The sequence below is a fragment of the Halomarina salina genome (assembly GCF_023074835.1).
In the GTDB taxonomy this organism is placed as follows: domain Archaea; phylum Halobacteriota; class Halobacteria; order Halobacteriales; family Haloarculaceae; genus Halomarina; species Halomarina salina.
Genome location: NZ_JALLGW010000001.1, coordinates 1737599 through 1755945, shown reverse-complemented (window position 1 = coordinate 1755945; position 18347 = coordinate 1737599). Strand labels below are relative to the sequence as shown.

Annotated in this window: 18 protein-coding genes; 14 read left to right on the top strand and 4 right to left on the bottom strand. The window is 69.1% G+C overall.

Annotation, left to right across the window (positions count from 1 at the left end; genetic code table 11):
- The first annotated feature begins 10 nt into the window (after positions 1 to 10).
- The 11 genes from MX571_RS08815 (at position 11) to MX571_RS08765 (ending at position 10747) form a co-directional block, all read left to right on the top strand.
- Positions 11 to 925, top strand: a complete 915-nt coding sequence (locus MX571_RS08815; protein ID WP_247415552.1) for a complex I NDUFA9 subunit family protein — start codon at positions 11 to 13, stop codon at positions 923 to 925.
- Between the two features lie 185 nt (positions 926 to 1110).
- On the top strand, positions 1111 to 2277 hold the full coding sequence (locus tag MX571_RS08810) for a tubulin/FtsZ family protein (protein ID WP_368409043.1): 1167 nt from the start codon (positions 1111 to 1113) through the stop codon (positions 2275 to 2277).
- A gap of 92 nt (positions 2278 to 2369) precedes the next feature.
- Positions 2370 to 3155: a GNAT family N-acetyltransferase gene (locus tag MX571_RS08805; RefSeq protein ID WP_247415546.1), complete on the top strand. Its 786-nt coding sequence runs from the start codon at positions 2370 to 2372 to the stop codon at positions 3153 to 3155.
- 82 nt (positions 3156 to 3237) lie between these two features.
- Positions 3238 to 4158: a polysaccharide deacetylase family protein gene (locus tag MX571_RS08800; protein ID WP_247415544.1), complete on the top strand. Its 921-nt coding sequence runs from the start codon at positions 3238 to 3240 to the stop codon at positions 4156 to 4158.
- A 175-nt stretch (positions 4159 to 4333) separates the two neighbouring features.
- Positions 4334 to 4936 carry an arsenate reductase/protein-tyrosine-phosphatase family protein gene (locus MX571_RS08795; RefSeq protein WP_247415542.1) on the top strand — a complete coding sequence of 201 codons (603 nt, stop codon included), beginning with the start codon at positions 4334 to 4336 and terminating at the stop codon, positions 4934 to 4936.
- Entirely contained in the window at positions 4933 to 6102 is a 1170-nt protein-coding gene (locus tag MX571_RS08790) for a carboxylate--amine ligase (RefSeq protein ID WP_247415540.1), read from the top strand. The genes MX571_RS08795 and MX571_RS08790 overlap by 4 nt, the downstream gene beginning before the upstream one ends.
- Positions 6103 to 6196: 94 nt before the next feature.
- Positions 6197 to 6835, top strand: coding sequence for a 2-phospho-L-lactate guanylyltransferase (cofC, locus tag MX571_RS08785; protein ID WP_247415538.1), 639 nt, complete (start codon positions 6197 to 6199; stop codon positions 6833 to 6835).
- Between the two features lie 81 nt (positions 6836 to 6916).
- On the top strand, positions 6917 to 8044 hold the full coding sequence (gene cofG / locus MX571_RS08780; RefSeq protein WP_247415536.1) for a 7,8-didemethyl-8-hydroxy-5-deazariboflavin synthase subunit CofG: 1128 nt from the start codon (positions 6917 to 6919) through the stop codon (positions 8042 to 8044).
- A gap of 118 nt (positions 8045 to 8162) precedes the next feature.
- Positions 8163 to 9236, top strand: coding sequence for a CNNM domain-containing protein (locus MX571_RS08775; RefSeq protein WP_247415533.1), 1074 nt, complete (start codon positions 8163 to 8165; stop codon positions 9234 to 9236).
- 48 nt (positions 9237 to 9284) lie between these two features.
- Positions 9285 to 9473, top strand: coding sequence for a hypothetical protein (locus MX571_RS08770; RefSeq protein ID WP_247415531.1), 189 nt, complete (start codon positions 9285 to 9287; stop codon positions 9471 to 9473).
- Between the two features lie 209 nt (positions 9474 to 9682).
- A complete protein-coding gene (locus MX571_RS08765; protein WP_247415529.1) occupies positions 9683 to 10747 on the top strand; it encodes a WD40/YVTN/BNR-like repeat-containing protein in 1065 nt (354 codons plus the stop codon).
- An 86-nt stretch (positions 10748 to 10833) separates the two neighbouring features.
- Here MX571_RS08765 and cofH read toward each other — a convergent pair whose 3' ends face one another.
- A complete protein-coding gene (gene cofH, locus MX571_RS08760; RefSeq protein WP_247415527.1) occupies positions 10834 to 12216 on the bottom strand; it encodes a 7,8-didemethyl-8-hydroxy-5-deazariboflavin synthase subunit CofH in 1383 nt (460 codons plus the stop codon).
- 161 nt (positions 12217 to 12377) lie between these two features.
- Here cofH and MX571_RS08755 point away from each other — a divergent pair, with 161 nt between their 5' ends.
- Positions 12378 to 13403 (top strand): phosphoribosylaminoimidazolesuccinocarboxamide synthase, encoded by a 1026-nt coding sequence (locus tag MX571_RS08755; RefSeq protein WP_247415524.1) that lies wholly within the window; start codon positions 12378 to 12380, stop codon positions 13401 to 13403.
- 41 nt (positions 13404 to 13444) lie between these two features.
- Here the strand turns inward: MX571_RS08755 and MX571_RS08750 are convergent, their stop codons facing one another.
- Both MX571_RS08750 and MX571_RS08745 read right to left on the bottom strand, forming a co-directional pair.
- A complete protein-coding gene (locus tag MX571_RS08750) occupies positions 13445 to 14404 on the bottom strand; it encodes a formyltetrahydrofolate deformylase (protein WP_247415522.1) in 960 nt (319 codons plus the stop codon).
- Positions 14405 to 14490: 86 nt separating this feature from the next.
- On the bottom strand, positions 14491 to 15825 hold the full coding sequence (locus MX571_RS08745; protein WP_247415519.1) for a DUF389 domain-containing protein: 1335 nt from the start codon (positions 15823 to 15825) through the stop codon (positions 14491 to 14493).
- Positions 15826 to 16028: 203 nt separating this feature from the next.
- Between MX571_RS08745 and purS the strand changes: the two genes are divergently transcribed.
- Both purS and purQ read left to right on the top strand, forming a co-directional pair.
- Positions 16029 to 16280, top strand: a complete 252-nt coding sequence (purS, locus tag MX571_RS08740; RefSeq protein WP_247415517.1) for a phosphoribosylformylglycinamidine synthase subunit PurS — start codon at positions 16029 to 16031, stop codon at positions 16278 to 16280.
- Positions 16277 to 16954, top strand: a complete 678-nt coding sequence (purQ, locus tag MX571_RS08735) for a phosphoribosylformylglycinamidine synthase I (protein WP_247415514.1) — start codon at positions 16277 to 16279, stop codon at positions 16952 to 16954. The genes purS and purQ overlap by 4 nt, the downstream gene beginning before the upstream one ends.
- A gap of 33 nt (positions 16955 to 16987) precedes the next feature.
- Here the strand turns inward: purQ and MX571_RS08730 are convergent, their stop codons facing one another.
- The gene (locus tag MX571_RS08730) at positions 16988 to 18271 is read right to left on the bottom strand and encodes a cation:proton antiporter (RefSeq protein WP_247415512.1); all 1284 of its coding nucleotides are present in this window, start codon (positions 18269 to 18271) and stop codon (positions 16988 to 16990) included.
- Between the last annotated feature and the right edge of the window lie 76 nt (positions 18272 to 18347).

Sequence of the window (18347 nt, the reverse complement as noted above, 5' to 3'; positions counted from 1 at the left end):
TCTTTCACGTATGCGTGTTCTCGTAGTCGGCGGAACTGGATTCGTCGGCACCGCACTCTGCCGAGCGTTGAACGAGCGCGGCCACGACGTCACGGCGCTCTCGCGCTCGCCGGACGACGACGACCTCCCGGCGGGCGTCGAGACGGTGATGGGCGACGTCACGGCCTACGACTCCATCGAGGGGGCGTTCGAGGGGCAGGACGTCGTCGTCAACCTCGTCGCGCTCTCGCCGCTGTTCCGGCCCTCGGGCGGGTACGAGAAGCACTTCGAGGTCCACCTCGGCGGCACCGAGAACGTCGTCGAGGCGGCGACGGAGCACGGCGTCCCGACGCTCGTCCAGCAGAGCGCGCTAGGAGCCGACCCCGACGGCGACACCGCCTACATCGCGTCGAAGGGGCAGGCCGAGCGTGTCGTCGAGGAGTCCGGGCTGGACTACGTCATCGTGCGTCCGTCGGTCATCTTCGGCGAGGGCGGCGAGTTCGTCTCGTTCACGAAGAAACTCGCGGTGCGACCGGCCGCACCGCTACCCGGTGGCGGGGACACGAGGTTCCAGCCAATCTGGCTCGGCGACTTCATCCCGATGCTCGCCGACTGTCTCGACGACGACGAGTATCTCGGGAACACCTACGAGATCGGTGGCCCGGAGGTGCTGACGCTGGAGGACGTTGCGAAGATGGCCCACCGCGCCGACGGTCACTCGTTCACGGCGATTCCCATGCCGATGGTGCTGGCGGACATCGGGCTGGGGATGCTCGGGGCCATCGGCGGACCGATGGGTCGGGACCAGGCCCGGTCGCTCCGCATGGACAACACGGTCGCCCACAACGACGTCGACGCCTTCGGCTACGACGAACGCGACCTGAAGACGCTGGGGGAGTACCTCGGTCTGAGTCCGGACGAGGAACCGACCCCGGTGGAACAGTGATCGCCAGACAGGGCGTGCTATCCCCGGCGCGTTCGTCTCTATACGACCGTTAATCGGGGCCTAGAGGCGACCCGAACCGCGGGAGTGCGCTCGGGACAGCTCGAAAACAGGTCGATATACGCTACTATTCTAGTAACAAGAGTTATACCCGAACTCCCGTTTTCTCCGTCAAGATGAAGCTGGCAATGATAGGGTACGGGCAGGCCGGTGGGAAGGTACTCGACAAGTTCCTCGAGTACGACCAGCGGAACGGCTCGAACATCGTCCGGGCGGCGCTCGCGGTGAACACCGCGAAGGCCGACCTCATGGGACTCGAGCACGTCCCCGAGGAGAACCGCGTCCTCGTCGGGCAGTCACGGGTGAAAGGACACGGCGTCGGTGCCGACAACGAACTCGGCGCGGAGGTCGCCGAGGAGGACATCGACGAGGTGATGAGCGCGATGGACGACGTCCCGGCCCACGAGGTCGACGCGTTCCTCATCATCAGCGGGATGGGCGGTGGCTCCGGGTCCGGCGGCGGTCCGGTCGTCGCCCGCCACCTCAAGCGCATCTACACCGAACCGGTGTACGCGCTGGGCATCCTGCCGAGCAGCGACGAAGGCGGCATCTACACCCTGAACGCCGCGCGCTCGTTCCAGACGTTCGTCCGCGAGACGGACAACCTGCTCGTCTTCGACAACGACAACTGGCGCAACGCGGGCGAGTCGATGCAGGGCGGCTACGACGCCATCAACGAGGAGATCGTCGAGCGGTTCGGCCTCCTGTTCGGTGCGGGCGAGGTCGAACACGGCGGCGAGGTCGCAGAGAGCGTCGTCGACTCCAGCGAGATCATCAACACGCTGGCGGGCGGCGGCGTCTCGACGGTCGGCTACGCCAGCGAGACCATCGAACGCGAGGACACCGGACTCCTCTCGCGGTTCCGCGGCAACGGTGGCAACGGCGACGACCTCGACGCAGCCCAGACGACCAACCGCGTCACGTCGCTCGTCCGAAAGGCGGCACTCGGTCGCCTGACCCTCCCGTGTGAGGTCGACGGCGTCGAGCGCGCACTGCTCGTCATGGCCGGTCCCTCGAAGTACCTCAACCGGAAGGGCATAGAGCGCGGGCGGAAGTGGCTCGAGGAGCAGACCGGGAGCATGGAGGTCCGGGGCGGTGACTACCCGCTCGGGAGCGGCGACTTCGTCGCCAGCGTCGTCCTGCTGTCGGGCGTGACGAACGTCCCGCGCATCAAGGAACTCCAGCAGGTCGCCATCGAGGCGCAGGACAACATCGACGAGATTCGCGACGAGAGCACCGAGAACCTCGACAACCTCGTCAACGACGGCCAGGACGAGCTGGAACCGCTGTTCTGAGCAGTCTCTCGGCCGTCCCACCTTCCCGACCCGGAGACCGACCGGACACTGCAGGCCCCTCTTCTTTACTACGTGCGTTCGAACGGAGAGGCGTGACGACATCCCGAGCCGCAGACCCCGACGATGCCGACCGGATTCGTGCGGTCGCCGAGAGCTCGATGACCGCGTCGTACTCGCTCAGTCCCCGCGAACTCGACGCCGTTGTCGAGGACCAGTTCTCCCCGGAGCGACAGCAGGAGTGGACGGACGACGAGGACACCGTCTTCCTCGTCACCGAGTCGGACGGGACGGTCGTCGCCGTCACCAAGGCGGCGGTCGACGGCGAGCAGGGTGACGTCCGGTGGCTGTTCGTCGACCCGGAACACCGGGGCCAGGGCCACGCCACCGAACTGCTGGAGAGCATACTCGACGAACTCGACGAGCGGGGAGCGACGGAGGTTCGCGCGCTCGCCCTCACCGAAAACCAGGAAGGGGAGGCGTTCTTCGAGCGGTTCGACTTCCAGCAGGTCGACGAACAGGACGTCGAGTTCGGCGGCCAGGAGCTGACCGAACACGTCTACTCGCGGGACGCCGAGGAGGGCGAACCGCGAGAGCGCGAGGAGCCGAGCGACGAACCGTCCGAGTTCCCCGAGGACGGCCGGGCGACGACGGACGACGGCACCGAGGTCCGCGTCGACCGCGACGAGGAGCGCTCGGGGACCAAGGCCCCGTTCTTCGCCACCTACGTCGGTGACGACGGCGAACAGCACGGCTTCTTCTGCAGCAACTGCGGAGCCACCGACACCGCGATGAACGGGATGGAACGACTGGAGTGCCAGAGCTGCGGGAACCAGCACAAACCCGACGGGAGCGAGCAGTACGACGACGGCTACCTGTAGCGCCGACTGAGTACCCCCTCGTCGCGGTGATTCGACGGCCGGAGACCCGAAGGCACTTGTCGATATCCGTGATGGATTCGGTATGAAGGCCGTCGTCATCTCGCTCGACGCCGAACTGGCGTGGGGTTTCCACGACCTCCAGGACCCCCCGGTGGAGCGAATCGAACACGCGCGCGGGTCGTGGAACCGCCTCGTCGACCTGTTCGAACGGGGCGACGTCCCGGCGACGTGGGCGGTCGTGGGTCACCTCTTCCTCGACGAGTGCGACGGGACGCACGCCGACCACCCGGCGGCGGGCGACGGCTGGTTCGCGACGGACCCCGGCGGCGACCGGGTCGCGAACCCCAACTGGTTCGGCCGGGACCTCCTCGACCGCATCCGCGAGAGCGACGTCGACCACGACATCGGGTCGCACACGTTCTCGCACGTCGAGTTCGGGAAGGCCGACACCAGCCGGGAGGTCGCCGACGCGGAACTCCGACTGGCGAACGAGGCCGCCGAGGCGTACGGCGTCGACCTCGACTCGCTCGTGTTCCCCCGGAACAACGTCGGCCACCTGGACGTGCTGGCCGACAACGGGTTCACCTGCTATCGGGGGAACCAGGTCCCCCGATGGTACCACCGCCTGCCGGTCACCGCACCCGGCAAGTTCGCGGAGTACGCGCTGGGGCTGTCGACCCCGCCCGTCTTCGACCCGACCGTCGACGAGCACGGCCTGGTGAACGTGCCCGCCTCGCTCTACCTCTACGGCTTCGAAGGGGCCGCTCGGTCGCTCGTCTCGCCGCTCACCGACCAGCCCATCCTCCGGCAGGTGAAGGCCGGGCTGGAGTCGCTCGCTCGGCGCGACGAGGGCGTCTTCCACCTGTGGCTCCACCCGAACAACGTCGTGACCGAGGCCGACTTCCAGCGGATGGTGGCGGTGGTCGACCTGATAAACGAGTACCGACGGAATCACGACGTCACGGTGGAGACGATGCGGGACGTCGCGGCGAGCGTTCGGTAGGCCGACCCTACCGCTGTCGGCTTGTTATCGTGGGGCAGACTGTCCGGGGAAAGAGCTATGCGGCCGTGCGGAATACCCCGTTGACGATAGATGAACCAGGTTTTGCTACTCGACTCTGCCGTGCCGAGCGTGTCCTGCAGGTCCGTAGACCGACGGTCGTCCGGAGGGCGGTAGCGTGGCGCGCTCCCTCCCCGAACAGGCGGTGAACCGACTCGGCGTCGAGTTCGACCGGTTGCGCCTCCGGACGGGCCGGATACCCGAGCCACTGGAGATACAGCGGGCGTTCGAGGCGCTGGACGACGGCGGCCACGTCCTGATGCTCTGTGCCGGGAACATCTGCCGCAGTCCGCTGGCTCACTACTACCTCGAACGGAGACTGGAGGAGGCGGGTATCGACGACATCACCGTCGATTCGGCGGGGATGGCGGGTCGCGGCGGCCGGCCGAGCCCGACCAACGCGGTCAGCGTCGCGACCGAACACGACGTCGACCTCTCGCCCCACCGCTCGCAGGACGTCACCGCCCAGCTGCTGGCCGACGCCGACGTCGCCTTCCTGATGGACATCCGCAACTACCGCTACTACATGCGGGAGTTCCCCGAGTACGCGCACAAGTTCTTCTTCCTCGGGGCGGTGTCGACGCGCGGGCCCGCCTACCGCGACGGCGACGACGAGATAATCGACCCCGAAGGCGAGAGCGAGGCGACCTTCCGACTCATCTACGACGAGGTGACGCAGGCGGTCGACGACTTCGTCGACGCGCTCGCCGCCCGACGATGACCGGGCAGGACGCGGTCGTCGTCCCGTCGCTCTACCCCGCGCCGAGCAGTCTCGCGACGGTCCGCTCGCTCGGACGGGCCGGCGTCCGCACCATCGCCGTCGGGAGCAGCGAGACGATGCCGCCGTTCGCCTCGAAGTACTGCGACGAGGCGTACCGCGCCCCGGCACCCGGCGACGACATCGAGCGGTACGGCGACGTCCTCCTGAAACTCGCCGCCCGCGACGACGTGGTGACCGTCGTCCCGCTCCGGGAGGCGGACGTGTACGTTCTCTCGACGCGGCGCGACGAGTTCGCCGAACACGTGGCGACGCCGTGGCCCGACTACGACACCGTCGAGTCCGTCCAGGACGGGCTCCGACTCGTCGACATCGCCCGCGACGCGGGCGTCGCCGTCCCCGAGACGGTGTCGCTCGACGAGTGGGACGGGTGGGACGGCCCCGCCGCCGTCAAGTCGCGGTACTCCATCCTCGTCGAGGACGGCGAGACGTTCTACCCCGGCGTCGAGCTCCTCGACGCGGGCGAGACGCCCGACCGCGACGCCATCACCGAGCAGATGCGCCACGTCCCCATCGTCCAGGAGTTCATCCCCGGCGACGACGAGGTGGGGTTCTTCGCGATGTTCGACCACGGCGAACCGGTCGCGACGTTCCAGCACCGGCGCATCCGCAGCTACACCTACAAGGGCGGCGCGAGCGTCTACCGAGAGGCCATCGACGACCCGGACCTCGAAGCCGCCGGGCTCTCGCTACTGAAAGCGCTCGACTGGCACGGCCCGGCGATGGTCGAGTTCAAGCGCGACGAGCGCGACGGCAGCTACACGCTCATCGAGATAAACCCCCGCTTCTGGGGGTCGCTCCAGCTCGCCGTCCACGCCGGTGTCGACTTCCCGTACCACTACTACCGCGTGGCCACCGGCGACCCCGCCGAACCGACGTTCGACTACGACGTCGGGACGGCGAGTCACGTACTCCGTGGGGAGCTCATCTACCTCACCTCGCTGCTCACCGCCGACGACGGGCCGGTCGACCCGCCGTCGCTCCGCACCGAGATACCCGCCGTTCTGCGCTCGTTCGTCGAACAGCCGAACTTCGACTACCTCTCGCTCGACGACCCGATGCCGTTCGCGACGGATATGTGGCTCACGCTGGAGGCCGTCCTCCCGTAGCGCGGCGGTCCTGGGTCGACAGACCCGACGGGCGACGCGACTCCGCCCGGGCCGAACCGCCACGCTCAATCGTGGGGCCGTCGCAGTCCGGACCATGCGCGTCGTCGTCCCGTACCGCGTCGCCGACCCGAAGACGCGGCTCGCGTCGCTCTGCTCGCCAGCGGAGCGCGAGGCGCTCTCCCGGGCGATGCTCGCGGACGTGCTCGACGCGGTTCGGGCGGTCGGCGAGGCCCCCACGGTTCTCGCCACCGAGGCGTTCGACCCGCCCGGCGACACCGAGACGCCGGTCCGTATCGACGACCGACCGCTCTCACCGGCCGTGAACGCGGTGCTGGCCGAGCGCGCCGGCCCCGACTCGCCGGTCGCCGTCGTGATGGCCGACCTCGCGCTGGCGACGCCCGGGGCGCTCTCGGCGCTGTTCGACGCCGACGGACCGGTCGTGTTCGCGCCGGGGCGCGGCGGCGGGACGAACGCCTTCGTCTCGCGCCACCCCGATTTCCGGACGGACTACCACGGAGCCTCCTACCGCGACCACCGGCGAATCTGCGAGGACCTGGGCGTCACCCCGACGACGGTCGACTCCTACCGCCTCGGGACGGACGTCGACGCGCCGGCGGACCTCGTCGAGGTGTTGCTCCACGCGACAGCGGACGGCCGTACCAGAGACTTCCTCGCCGACCGGTTCGCGGTGACGACCGGCGACGGTCGGGTGGGCGTCGAACGCCGAGAGTGAGCGGCGTGGCCCGTCCCGGACCGACGGCAGGAACCGCCGACAGTGGGAGGATTTACGGTGGGTGACGGCCGACCACGAACCGTGATTCCGGGCGCAGCGGAGTACGATATCGACATCGCCATCGACCCCGCCGACGTCGAGCGACTGCTGGACGTGACGCCCGACGACGTCGGCCCCGCGCCCGCGCTGACGTTCTGTCGCAACGTGTTCGTCCCGCTGACGACGGCGTGTCGCTACACCTGCACCTACTGCACCTACTACGACGTGCCGGGGCAGGCGTCGCTCCTGACCCCCGAGGAGGTCAGGGACGTCTGCCAGCGCGGCGCGGACGCCGGGTGTACGGAGGCGCTGTTCACGTTCGGCGACGACCCGGACGACCGCTACACCGAGGTCCACGAGCAACTCGCGGAGTGGGGCCACGACTCCATCCACGAGTACCTGCGCGAGGCCTGTGAGATAGCGCTGGAGGAGGGCCTGCTCCCCCACTCGAACCCCGGCGACCAGACCCGCGAGCAGATGGCCCACGTCGCCGACCTCAACGCCTCGATGGGCGTGATGCTGGAGACGACCGCAGCGGTGCAGGCCCACGGCGGGCCACGAGCGAAGTCGCCGGGTCAGCGTCTGAACACCATCCGGACCGCCGGGGAACTCGGCGTCCCGTTCACCACGGGGATTCTGGTGGGCATCGGCGAGACGTGGCGCGACCGCGCGGAGTCGCTGCTCGCCATCCGGGCGCTCCACGAGCGCCACGACCACGTCCAGGAGGTCATCGTCCAGCCGGTCGCGAACAACGAGCGCTGGCGCGGCGACACCCCCGACGTGGCGACGCTCCGACGCGCGGTGGCGATGGCCCGCGTCGCGCTTCCCGAGTCGGTGAGCGTGCAGGTGCCGCCGAACCTCGCCCCCGTCCGCGAGGTGCTGGACTGCGGCGTCGACGACCTCGGGGGCGTGTCGCCGGTCACCGACGACCACATCAACCCCGACTACGCTTGGCCAGCGCTGCGCGAACTGGAGGACGTCGCCGAGGAGGCGGGCGTCCCGCTCCACGAGCGACTGCCCGTCTACGAGCGGTTCGTCGGTCAGGGGGAGCGCGACGAGGTGGGAGGCGGGCGAGACACCTCGTCGGCGTGGCTCTCGTCCCGACTCCGCGACGAACTCGCCGCGGAGACATCGACTGGTGAACGCTACCGGTCGGTGCTGGGAGGCTGAACTCGCCTTCCCCCTCCGCGAACCGAAACCGGCGACAACGGCCGGTAGAGAGGAGGCACCACCTTTTTCATCGTTCTGCGGGTACACCAGTCAGATGGTTCCGCTCCAGGCTCACGATATGACCTCGCTTCAGGTCACGCTCAGACTGCTCGCCGGGCTCCTCCTCATCCTCACCAACGGGTTCTTCGTCGCTATCGAGTTCGCACTGACGCGTGCGCGACAGTTCACCGAAGAGGAGTTCATCGGTGGGAACCCGTCGCTCGAGCGAGCCTGGGAGATGACGCAGAACCTCGAACTGTACCTGACGACCTGTCAGGTCGGTATCACCGCGTCGAGCATCGCGGTCGGCATCGTCGCCGAACCGGCGCTCGCCGCCCTGTTCGAACCCCTGCTGGCGGACACGGCGCTGGCCTCCGTCGGTGCGGGTGCGATCATCGCCTTCCTCATCATCAACCTGGTCCACCTCACGCACGGCGAACAGACCCCGACGTACCTGGGCGTCGAGCGCTCCCGACAGGTGTGTCGGTACGGAGCGTCCCCGCTGTACTGGTTCCACTACGCCATCTCGCCGCTCATCGCGTTCGGCGACTGGATCGCGAAGGGGACGCTGAAGCTGTTCGGCGTCGAGATGACCGGCGCGTGGATGGAGGCGGAGGCCGACGTCATCGAGTCCCGCGCCGACCTGCGCCGGCAGCTCGACGACATGCTCGACGAGGGCGACATGCCCGAGGAGCGCCGCGAGGAGATACAGGCGGCACTCGACATCGACCGACTGACCGTCCGTAACGAGATGGTCCCCCGCGAGGACATCGCTACGCTGTCGACGAGCAACGACGTCGACGAGAACCTCCAGGTCCTCGAGGAGAACCCCCACACCCGGTTCCCGCTCGTCGGCGACTCGCTCGAGGAGTTCGAGGGAATCGTCTACATCCCGGTCGTCGCCCGGCACTTCGACGAGCTGCGCGACGGCGAACTGACGTTCGCGGAGCTCGCAGCGCCACCGATGACCCTCACCCCGGAGACGAGCATCAGCGAGGCTATCGACAGCTTCCAGGACGAGAACCAGGAACTGGCGCTGGTCGTCGAGGACGACGAAGTGGTCGGCCTGCTGACGGCGACCGACGCATTCGAGGCCGTCACCGGCGAACTCGCCGACCCGACCGACCCGACCGAGGAGCGGGCGTCCACGTAGCGTCAGCGGTGGCGGAACGTTCACGGCGGCGGACCGCGGCTATCGACCATGTCCAACTCGCTCGTGAGTGGTGTCGTCGCGTTCGTCGTGGCCACGGCCGCCGCCGGTCTCGTCGGTCGGAACAGGACGCTGGCGCTCGTCGTCGGAGCGTTCACGGGGGCGAGCGTCGCGCTATCGACGTGGTACGCCTCCCGACCGCAGACGCGAGCCATCGCCCCGCCGTTCGCGCACGACTGAGTCTCCGAGTTCAGTCTCGGGACTCCTCGACGTGTTGTCGTTAACGGTCCACTACGACACACGTTCGATACTGAACGTCCGTCAGCACCCAGCGCGAGCGAGGTACGGCGGAAACGGCATTAATTTAGAATCTTTTCCGAAATAATATTTTAAATCTGCTAGTCTGTAACTTACGAATACAGGTAGCGGTAACTATCGGGTGCAGACTCATGAACGAATCCAGCACGAGCCGACGGGGCTTTCTGAAGGTCACGGGGGCGACCGCAGCCGCGGTGGTCGGCGTCCCGACCGTGGCGGCACAGGACAGTTCGAACGGGTGGACCGAGGCCGAGAGTCCGACGACGAAGACGCTCAACGACGCGGTCGACACGGTCGAGGGGCCGGTCGCGGTCGGCGGCGGCGGCGACGTCGTCATCCGCCGACAGGACGGCTGGGAGCGCATCGTCAACTACGGCCCGCAGGCGCGGAGCCGGCCGCTCACGGGCTGTGACGTCACCGACGACGGGAAGGCGGTATGGTTCGTCGGCGGGTCGGGCGTCATCGGCGAGTATCGCGTCGACACGCAGACGCTGACGAACTACTCAGCCCCGAAGGGCAAGACCTCGACGTGGGAGGACTGCGCCGTCGTCGGCACCGCCGGAACGGACGAGCGACTCTACTTCGTCAACGGGTCGGGCGAGCTGCTCGTCGGCGTCCGCCAGGAGAGCGGCGCCGTGAAGTACGACGACGTCGTCAAACCCGGCGGCGGGTCGACGATTCCGGGCATCGACTTCCACGCGCGACAGAAGGGCCGCGTCGCCTCGACCAGCCAGCTCGTCGCCGAGACGACCGACGGCGGCACGAACTGGGAGCAGATCGGTATCGACTTCGCCGGGAACGCGTTCTACGACATCGCCAGCGTCGGTGCGAAGGACGTCAACGTCGCCGCTGGCGGCGGTATCGTCTACCGCTACGACGGGTTCCGGTGGACGCCACACGTGGTGGACGACGACCGGCAGGCCATCCGCGCGCTCGACCGCGGTACCGACTACGGCTACGCGGCGGGCAACGGCGGCAAGGTGTACGAGCGCCTGTCGGCCGGCCAGTGGAAACTGTACGAGACGCCCGTCTCGACGAAGTTCCAGGGCGTCGCCCACGGCGACACCTACGACGTCGCCGTGGGCAACGGCGGCACCATCGTCGAACGCGACTCCTCGACCGACACGTCCACCGACTCGCTCTCCAGCGAGAGCCTCGGCGTCAGGGAGTACGTCGAAGGGGCGGTGACTGGCTGAGCGGGCGCCTCGTCGCCGTTAGAAACGGTTCTCACTCCCCGTTCGGACGCGTCGCGGTCTGGCCGTGCTCCCTCGTCGGCCCTCCTTCAGTCGTCGGCGAGCGCTTTCGACCGGTCGACGAGCGGCGTCCCGTCGGCTTCCGGGCCGAGTGTCGGCCCGAACGGCCCCTCCTCGGGGTCGACGACCCGTCGCTGGCGGTAGTCCGTCGAGCGCTCGACGGGCACGCGGCCGACGGCCGTTATCATGTCGACGTACTCCCGGACCGACCGGAACTCGCCGAACTCGCCGCCCGCGCGTTTCGTTATCTCCTCGGAGAGGATGGTGCCCATGAAGTCGTTCGCGCCACACGAGAGCATCTTCAGGCCGAGTTCGTCGCCGTACTTCACCCACGACGACTGGAGGTTGTCGACGTTGTCGAGGTAGAGCCTGGAGACGGCCATCAGCAGTTCGTCCTCGGCCTGCGTCGCCCCCGTCGTCACCATCCCCTCCTCGGCCAGCGGCGTGTCGTGGTGGACGAACGACAGCGGGACGAACTCGGTGATGGCTCCCGTTCGGTCCTGGAGGTCCCGGACCACGTCGAGGTGCTGCACGCGGTGCGCCTCGTTCTCGACGTGACCGTACATGATGGTCGCCGTCATGTCGAGGCCGAGCGACGCGGCCGCCTCCATCGCTGCGACCCACTCGCCGGAGTCTATCTTCTGCGGGCAGATGACGTCGCGGACCTCGTCGACCAGTATCTCGGCGGCCGTGCCGGGCACCGAGTCCAGCCCCGCCTCCTGGAGGCGACCGTACACCTGCACGTAGGACTTCTCGGTCCCGCGGCGTGCGTGGGCGGCCTCCTCGGGCGTCATCGAGTGGAGGTGGACGCCGTCGACGGCCATCGCCTCCAGTTGCTCGACGTACGTGCCGGGGTCCGTCGCGTACATCGAGGCGGGCTTGTAGTTCGGGCCGCCCTGCGCGTCGAGCGCTTCCAGGTGGTCCTCGTCGAGTGCCAGCGCCGGGTGGAGCCCCGAGACGGACGTCACCTCGTAGATGCCGCGCTCGATGGCGTCCCGGACGAGTCGACGCGACTCCTCGGGCGTCTTCGTGAACCCGCGTTCCTCGTGGGCGACCTCCTCTTCGGGGACGTTCCCAGCTTCGAACTCGCCAGCCGGGTCCTTGAAGTTGCAGAACAGACAGCCCGTGTTGCAGGCCGTCGTGACGTTGTTGTTGAGGTTGGCGACGAACGTCACCTCCTCGCCGACCTGCTCGGCGCGGCGCTGGTCGGCGGCCTCGAGGACGAGTTCCTTCCGGCGCGGGTCGATGCCGTCGAATCCGGTGCCCGTCGTCAGCAGTTCGATGCCGTCGTCGACGGTCAACCGCTCGCCCGCCCGCACCTTCGCCAGCGCGTTCTCGAACGACTGGTCGGTCTCCGGGCGGTGTGCGAACTCGAAGCGGCCCCGCGGCACGTTCGTCGGCAACCGTTCCATCGGTGACACTCCCGCCTCGAACGGTAAAACCACACCGGCTACCGGTGAGCGTCGCCGGTGACGGGCGAGCGAGCCCGACGCCGACACGTGAACACCACACCCGCCGAGTCGCACGACCGTGCATAGAAACTCCTTTGCTACGCGGCGGACCACCCACGTCCATGACGAGTGTGAAGGAGTTCCGGGTCGAGGAGGCGGCCACGGCCGACTCGCTCGGACGCGGGTCGTTCGTCTTCACCGACGCGTACTCCGTCTTCGACTGGGGGCAGATGCCCGACCCGATTCCGGGGAAGGGGCGGGCGCTCTGCGCGATGGGCGCGGCGAACTTCGAACTGCTCGACGCCGAGGGCGTGCCGACGCACTACCGCGGCGTCGTCCCCGACGACGGCGAGGAACCGGTCCCGCTCGCCGACGTGGACGACCCACCACGCGAGATGGCCATCGACCTGACGCAGGTCCCCGACCTGCCCCACGAGGGCCGCACGTACGACTACGACGCCTACCACCACGACGCGGGCGAGAACTACCTCGTCCCGCTCGAAATCGTCTTCCGCAACCGGGTCCCGGTCGGGTCGAGTCTCCGCTCCCGGACGACCCCCGAGGCGGTCGGACTCGACGGCGGGACGTGGCCCGAAGAGGCCGTCACGCTCCCCGAGCCGCTGGTCGAGTTCTCGACGAAGTACGAGGAGTCCGACAGGTACCTCGCCCGCGAGGAGGCCGACCGCATCGCGGGCGCGGCGAGCGTCGACGCACTCGAATCGGTCGCCCGGCGCGTGAACGAACTCGTCACCGACCGCGCCGCGGAGCGCGGGTTCACCCACGAGGACGGGAAGATAGAGTGCCTGTTCTACGAGGGCGAGGTGCGCGTCGCGGACGTGGTCGGCACGTTCGACGAGAACCGGTTCGCCTACGACGGCCAGCAGGTGTCGAAGGAGGTCGTCCGGCAGTACCACAAGCGCACCCAGCCCGAGTGGGTCGAAGCGGTGGCGGCGGCGAAGGAGGAAGCGAAGGAGCGCGACGTGGCCGACTGGCGCGAGTTGTGCGAGCGCGACCCCGAACCGCTCGACGAGCGCGTGATTCGGGTCGTCAGCGACTACTACTGCGCCGGCGCGAACCGCTACCTCGGTCGCGACCTGTTCGACGCGCCGTCGATGGACGAGGCGGTAGCTGCCGTCCGCGACCTGTAACGCAGAAACGCTGTGTTCGCCGGAGCGAACACCGCTCGCGTTCAGTCGTCGGCGTCGGGCGTCTGGGTGACTCCCTCGTCGGTCGGCTCCTCGGGATTCGCGTCCTGTGCGACGCCGGGGAGGCCGAGCTGGTAGTCGTCGTCTTCCACGTCCTCGCGGAGGTGCGTGCGGCCGTGGTACACCGTCGTCGCGTCGTCGAGGTGGAGCGTGACGGCCTCGACGAGCGCCTCGGCTTCGAGCGGCTGGCCGCGCGCTTCGAGGTCTTCGGGGGCAGCGCCGTCGGGCACGTCGAACGCTCGTTGCGTGATGATGGGCCCCTGGTCGAGGTCGGTCGTGACGTAGTGGGCGGTGACGCCCGCGATGCGGACGCCCTCCTCGCGGGCCTGCCGGTACGCCTCCGCGCCGGGGAACGCCGGGAGGAGCGACGGGTGGACGTTGATGATGCGGTCCTCGTAGCGGAACACGACGTTCGGGCTGAGGATGCGCATGTACCGCGCCAGCACCACGAGGTCCACGTCGTGTTCGTCGAGGATGTCCAGCAGCCACTCCTCGTCGGGGGACCCCGACCCGTCGCCGATGTCGTAGAACGGGATTCCGGCATCTTCGGCGAGGTCGGCGAGGTGGTCGTGGTTGCCGACGACGACCGACAGTTCGGCGTCGAGTCGGCCCTCCTCCCGCGCCTCGATGAGCGCCTCCAGACAGTGTGACTCCTTCGTCACGAGGACCGCGATGCGGTCGGTGTCCCGGTCGCCGGGGAACCGGATGGAGATGTCCTGTCCGAGTTCCTCGCCGAGGTCGTCGAGCACCTCGCGGAGCGTCTCCTCCTTGACGACCATGTCGCTGATGTCCACGTGGAGCGTCATCCGGAAGACGCCGTCCTGGACGGCCTGGTCGAGGTCCTCGACGTTGACGCCGCGTTCGAACAGCAGCGTCGTCACGCGAGCGATAATGCCCTTCTTGTCGTCGCCGACGACGGTGACCTGCGCGAGGTTCCGGGTCATCGTCGCCTCCGGTCGAAACGGTTCATGGCGTCACCTGGCAATCGGCGGTGAAAAACGCGACGTTCCGCGCACCGCCGTCGCGTCGGTCACGTCGCCTGGATCGGCAGGGTCGCTGCTGTCGGCCCCGTCGAGTTCGTCGCGGTCGCCCCCCGCGACCGGTAGTACTCATGGAACCGGACGTCGACCGTCGTCGGCTGACCGGTCTCGGCGGTGATGTGTTCGGAGAGCGCGCCCGCGAGGTGCGACCCGTTCACCTGCGAGGAGGCCGGGCGACTGAGCACGACCGACACGTTCCGCGGTTCGCTCGCTGGGGTGGCCGCGTACTGGGCGCTCGTCGAGAGCACCTTCACCTCGGCGTAGGCCGGGCGTTCGACGACGTCCCCGACTGCCGCCTTCGCACCGGTCGCGTAGCCGACGTGCCCACCGACGCCGGCGACCGTCGCGAGCGCGACGAGGAGACAGGCCCCGACGACGACGGCCGCAGGTCGCCAGGAGAGCACCTCGACGTCGCCGAGCGGCCAGTAGCCGAGCACCACGAGCGTGCCGGCCATACAGCCGTTGATGAGGACGAGCGTGACGAACAGGAGCGCCATCGTCCCGAACGCGAGGGTGTACGACCCCCAGGCGATACCGACGCCCGTCGCCGCGGCCGCCGGGACGAGCGCCGCCGCGATCATCACGCCGACGAGTTCGGTCGTCCCGCGCGTGACGAACGCGAACGCGGCGGCCGCCCCCGAGGCCGCCCCCACGACGAGCGCGAGCACCCCCGGTGACATCCGGAGGCCGACGAGTTCGATGCCGGAGACGTCGAGCGGCGCGGGTGCGACCGGCCCGAATCGGAACGCGAAGCTCACCAGCGTCGCCGCGAGGACAGCGACGGCGACGCCTCCGACCTGCCGAACGAGGCTCGCCGTGAGCATCTCCCGGTCGGCCGTGAGCGCCCCGACGCTCGCGGTGATGACGGGACTGACCAGCGGCGCGATGACCATCGACCCGACCAGCACCGCCGGCGAGTCCATCAGCAGTGCCGCCGTCGCGATGATGGCGCTGAGGACCATCATCCCGACGTAGCTGTAGCGGTCGGCGGTGAGGTCCTGGGCCTTCGCCCGCAGTTCCGCCCACGTCAGGGGCGCGTAGTCGCCCGAGTATCGGTCGCGCAGTTCGTCGCTCTTCGGTGTGGCGACGGCCTCGGCTTCGAGGACGACCGTGTACACCTCCTCGCTGACGTCGGTCTCCTCGACGATCTCGAACACCTTCCCCACGGCCGCGTTCGGGACCGGCAGTTCGAGCAGCCACGACCCCGTGGTCTCGCCCGCGTCGTCGTACGCGCGACTGGTGACCACCTCGAACCCCTCCGCTCGCAGGTCGTCTGCCACCGGCGCGTACTCCGCTTCGGGAACGAGGACTCGGACGAGGCGCATACGGGACGGTCCCAACCGCTGTCGATAGTCCTTCAGCCTGCCTGGGCATCCCGCGTGAGACGGTCTCGACCACCACGCAGAGACGGTCGGCGCACTCGCAAGCCACGTGGCCACGCTGCACGGACCCGCGAGAGGACACCACGAACGTGCACACCGGGGAGAACCCACAAGCGTTTTCGTGCACGACCACGCCTACACGACCGATGACCGCCTACACGGCGACCGTGACCGTTCGACTCAAGAACGGCGTCCTCGACCCGGAGGCCGAGACGACGAAGCGCGCGCTCGAACGCCTCGGGTTCGAGGTCGACGGCCTGCGCTCGGCGGACCGATTCGAGGTCGACCTCGACGCCGAGTCGGCGGACGTGGCCGCGACCCGCGCCGACGAGATGGCCCAGCGCCTGCTCGCGAACCCGACCATCCACGACTACGACGTGAGCGTCGCCGAGCGATGATCTCCGTACTGCAGTTCGGCGGGTCGAACTGCGACCGCGACGCGGTCCGGGCGCTCGCCCACCTCGGCGTCGACGCCGAACGCGTCTGGTTCGAGGACGGCCTGCCCGACGAGACGGACGGCATCGTCCTCCCCGGCGGGTTCTCCTACGGCGACTACCTCCGAGCCGGGGCGATGGCCGCCCGCGCGCCGGTGATGGCCGAGGTCCGCGAGCGCGCGGCGAACGGGACGCCCGTCCTCGGCATCTGTAACGGCGCACAGATCGGCTGCGAGACCGGTCTGACGCCCGGCGCGTTCACGACGAACGCGAGCGCCCGGTTCCAGTGCGAACACGTCCACCTGCGCGTCGAGAACGCCGACACGCCCTGGACCCGCTCCTACGACGAGGGCGACGTGGTCGCCTTCCCCATCGCCCACGGCGAGGGCCGGTTCGAGGCGACCGACGAGGAACTCGCGCGACTGGACGACGAGAATCGGGTGCTGTTCCGCTACTGCGACGCCGAGGGGACCGTCACCGACGACGCGAACCCGAACGGGTCGAAGGGGAACGTCGCGGGCGTCCTGGGCGACCGCGACACCGTCGCCGTGTTGATGCCCCACCCCGAACGCGCGACGCTGCCCGACCTCCACGCCGGCACCGACGGCCAGGGCGTGCTGCGCGGTTTCACGGTCTGAGTCGCTGCGTCGAACAGAGCGCACGAACCACGCTCACCGTCTGAACCGGGTCAGACTCCCCACACCATGCTCGGAGGCGGCGTCGGCCACTCCCCCTCCGTAGACGTACCGAACCAGCGGCGGCGTCATCACGGACGTCCCGATGGCGATGCAGACGACGATGGCGTAGGCCGCCTCGTTGAGCACGCCGAGTCGGAGGCCCACCGTCGCGACGACTATCTCCATCGCGCCGCGGGCGTTCAGCACGGCCCCGAGCGCCAGCGACTCGCGGCGTTCGAACCCCGCGACCGTGGCCGCGCCGACGGTCCCGACCACCTTCCCGACGACCGCGACGGCGAACGCGACGAGACCGACGAGCGCGACCTCGGGGTCCGCGAGCGCCCCCAGTTCGACGCGGAGTCCGGCGACGGCGAAGAAGACGGGCGCGAACATCGCCAGCGTCACGGACTCCATCGCCTCGCGCGTCCGGGCGTCGAGCGTCCCGCGTTCCCGAGCGAGCGCCCCGACGAGGAACGCCCCCAGCACCGCCTCGACGCCGAGCGCCTGCGTCGCCGCCCCCGCACCCAATGCGAGGGCGACGACCGTGGGCAGGGCGACGCCGTCGGCAACGTCACCGAGTCGGTCCGCCAGCCAGCGGCCCGCAGTGAGCGCGACGAGGACGATGCCAGCGAGCGCGAGGATGGTGCCCGGCAGCGACGCCAGCGCGTCACCCTCTCCCGTGGCGATGCCGGCGACGACGGCGAGCAGCAGCCAGCCGAGCGTGTCGTTGACGAGGGCGACGGCGACCGCGAGTTGCCCGAACGGCGCGTCGAGCAGCCCCATGTCGAGCAGGATGCGCGCGACGACGGGAATCGCGGAGATGCTCATCGCGGTGGCGACGAACAGCACGAACGGGAGGCGGGCGTCCGGGTCGGCGAGGACCACGTCGGGCGCGAGGAAGGCGAGCGCACCACCCAGCGCGAACGGAACGACGACGCTCCCCGCTGCGACGAGCAGTGTCTGCCCCGGTCTCGCCCGCGCGACGGCGAGGTCCGTCTCGAACCCGACGACCGTCATCAGCACGACGAGACAGACCGACGAGACGCCGAGGAGGAGCGTCGTCGCGTCCGTGGGGAACAGCGCCGCGTAGAGGTCGGGCGCGACCAGTCCGAGGAGAGAGGGGCCGAGCACGACGCCGGTCAGCAGTTCGCCGACGACGGGAGGCGCGCCGGCACGTCGCGCGAGCGCTCCCAACCCAGTCGCCAGCAGGAGCACCACGGCGAGTTGGACGAACAGGACGACGAGTTCGTCGCTCGCGGCGGGGTCGGGAATCACCATCGGGCCACACGACGCGACCGGACGACAAAAGTCCGGGCCACGACCTGACCGACCGTGCCTCAGCGGGCCGTCCCGT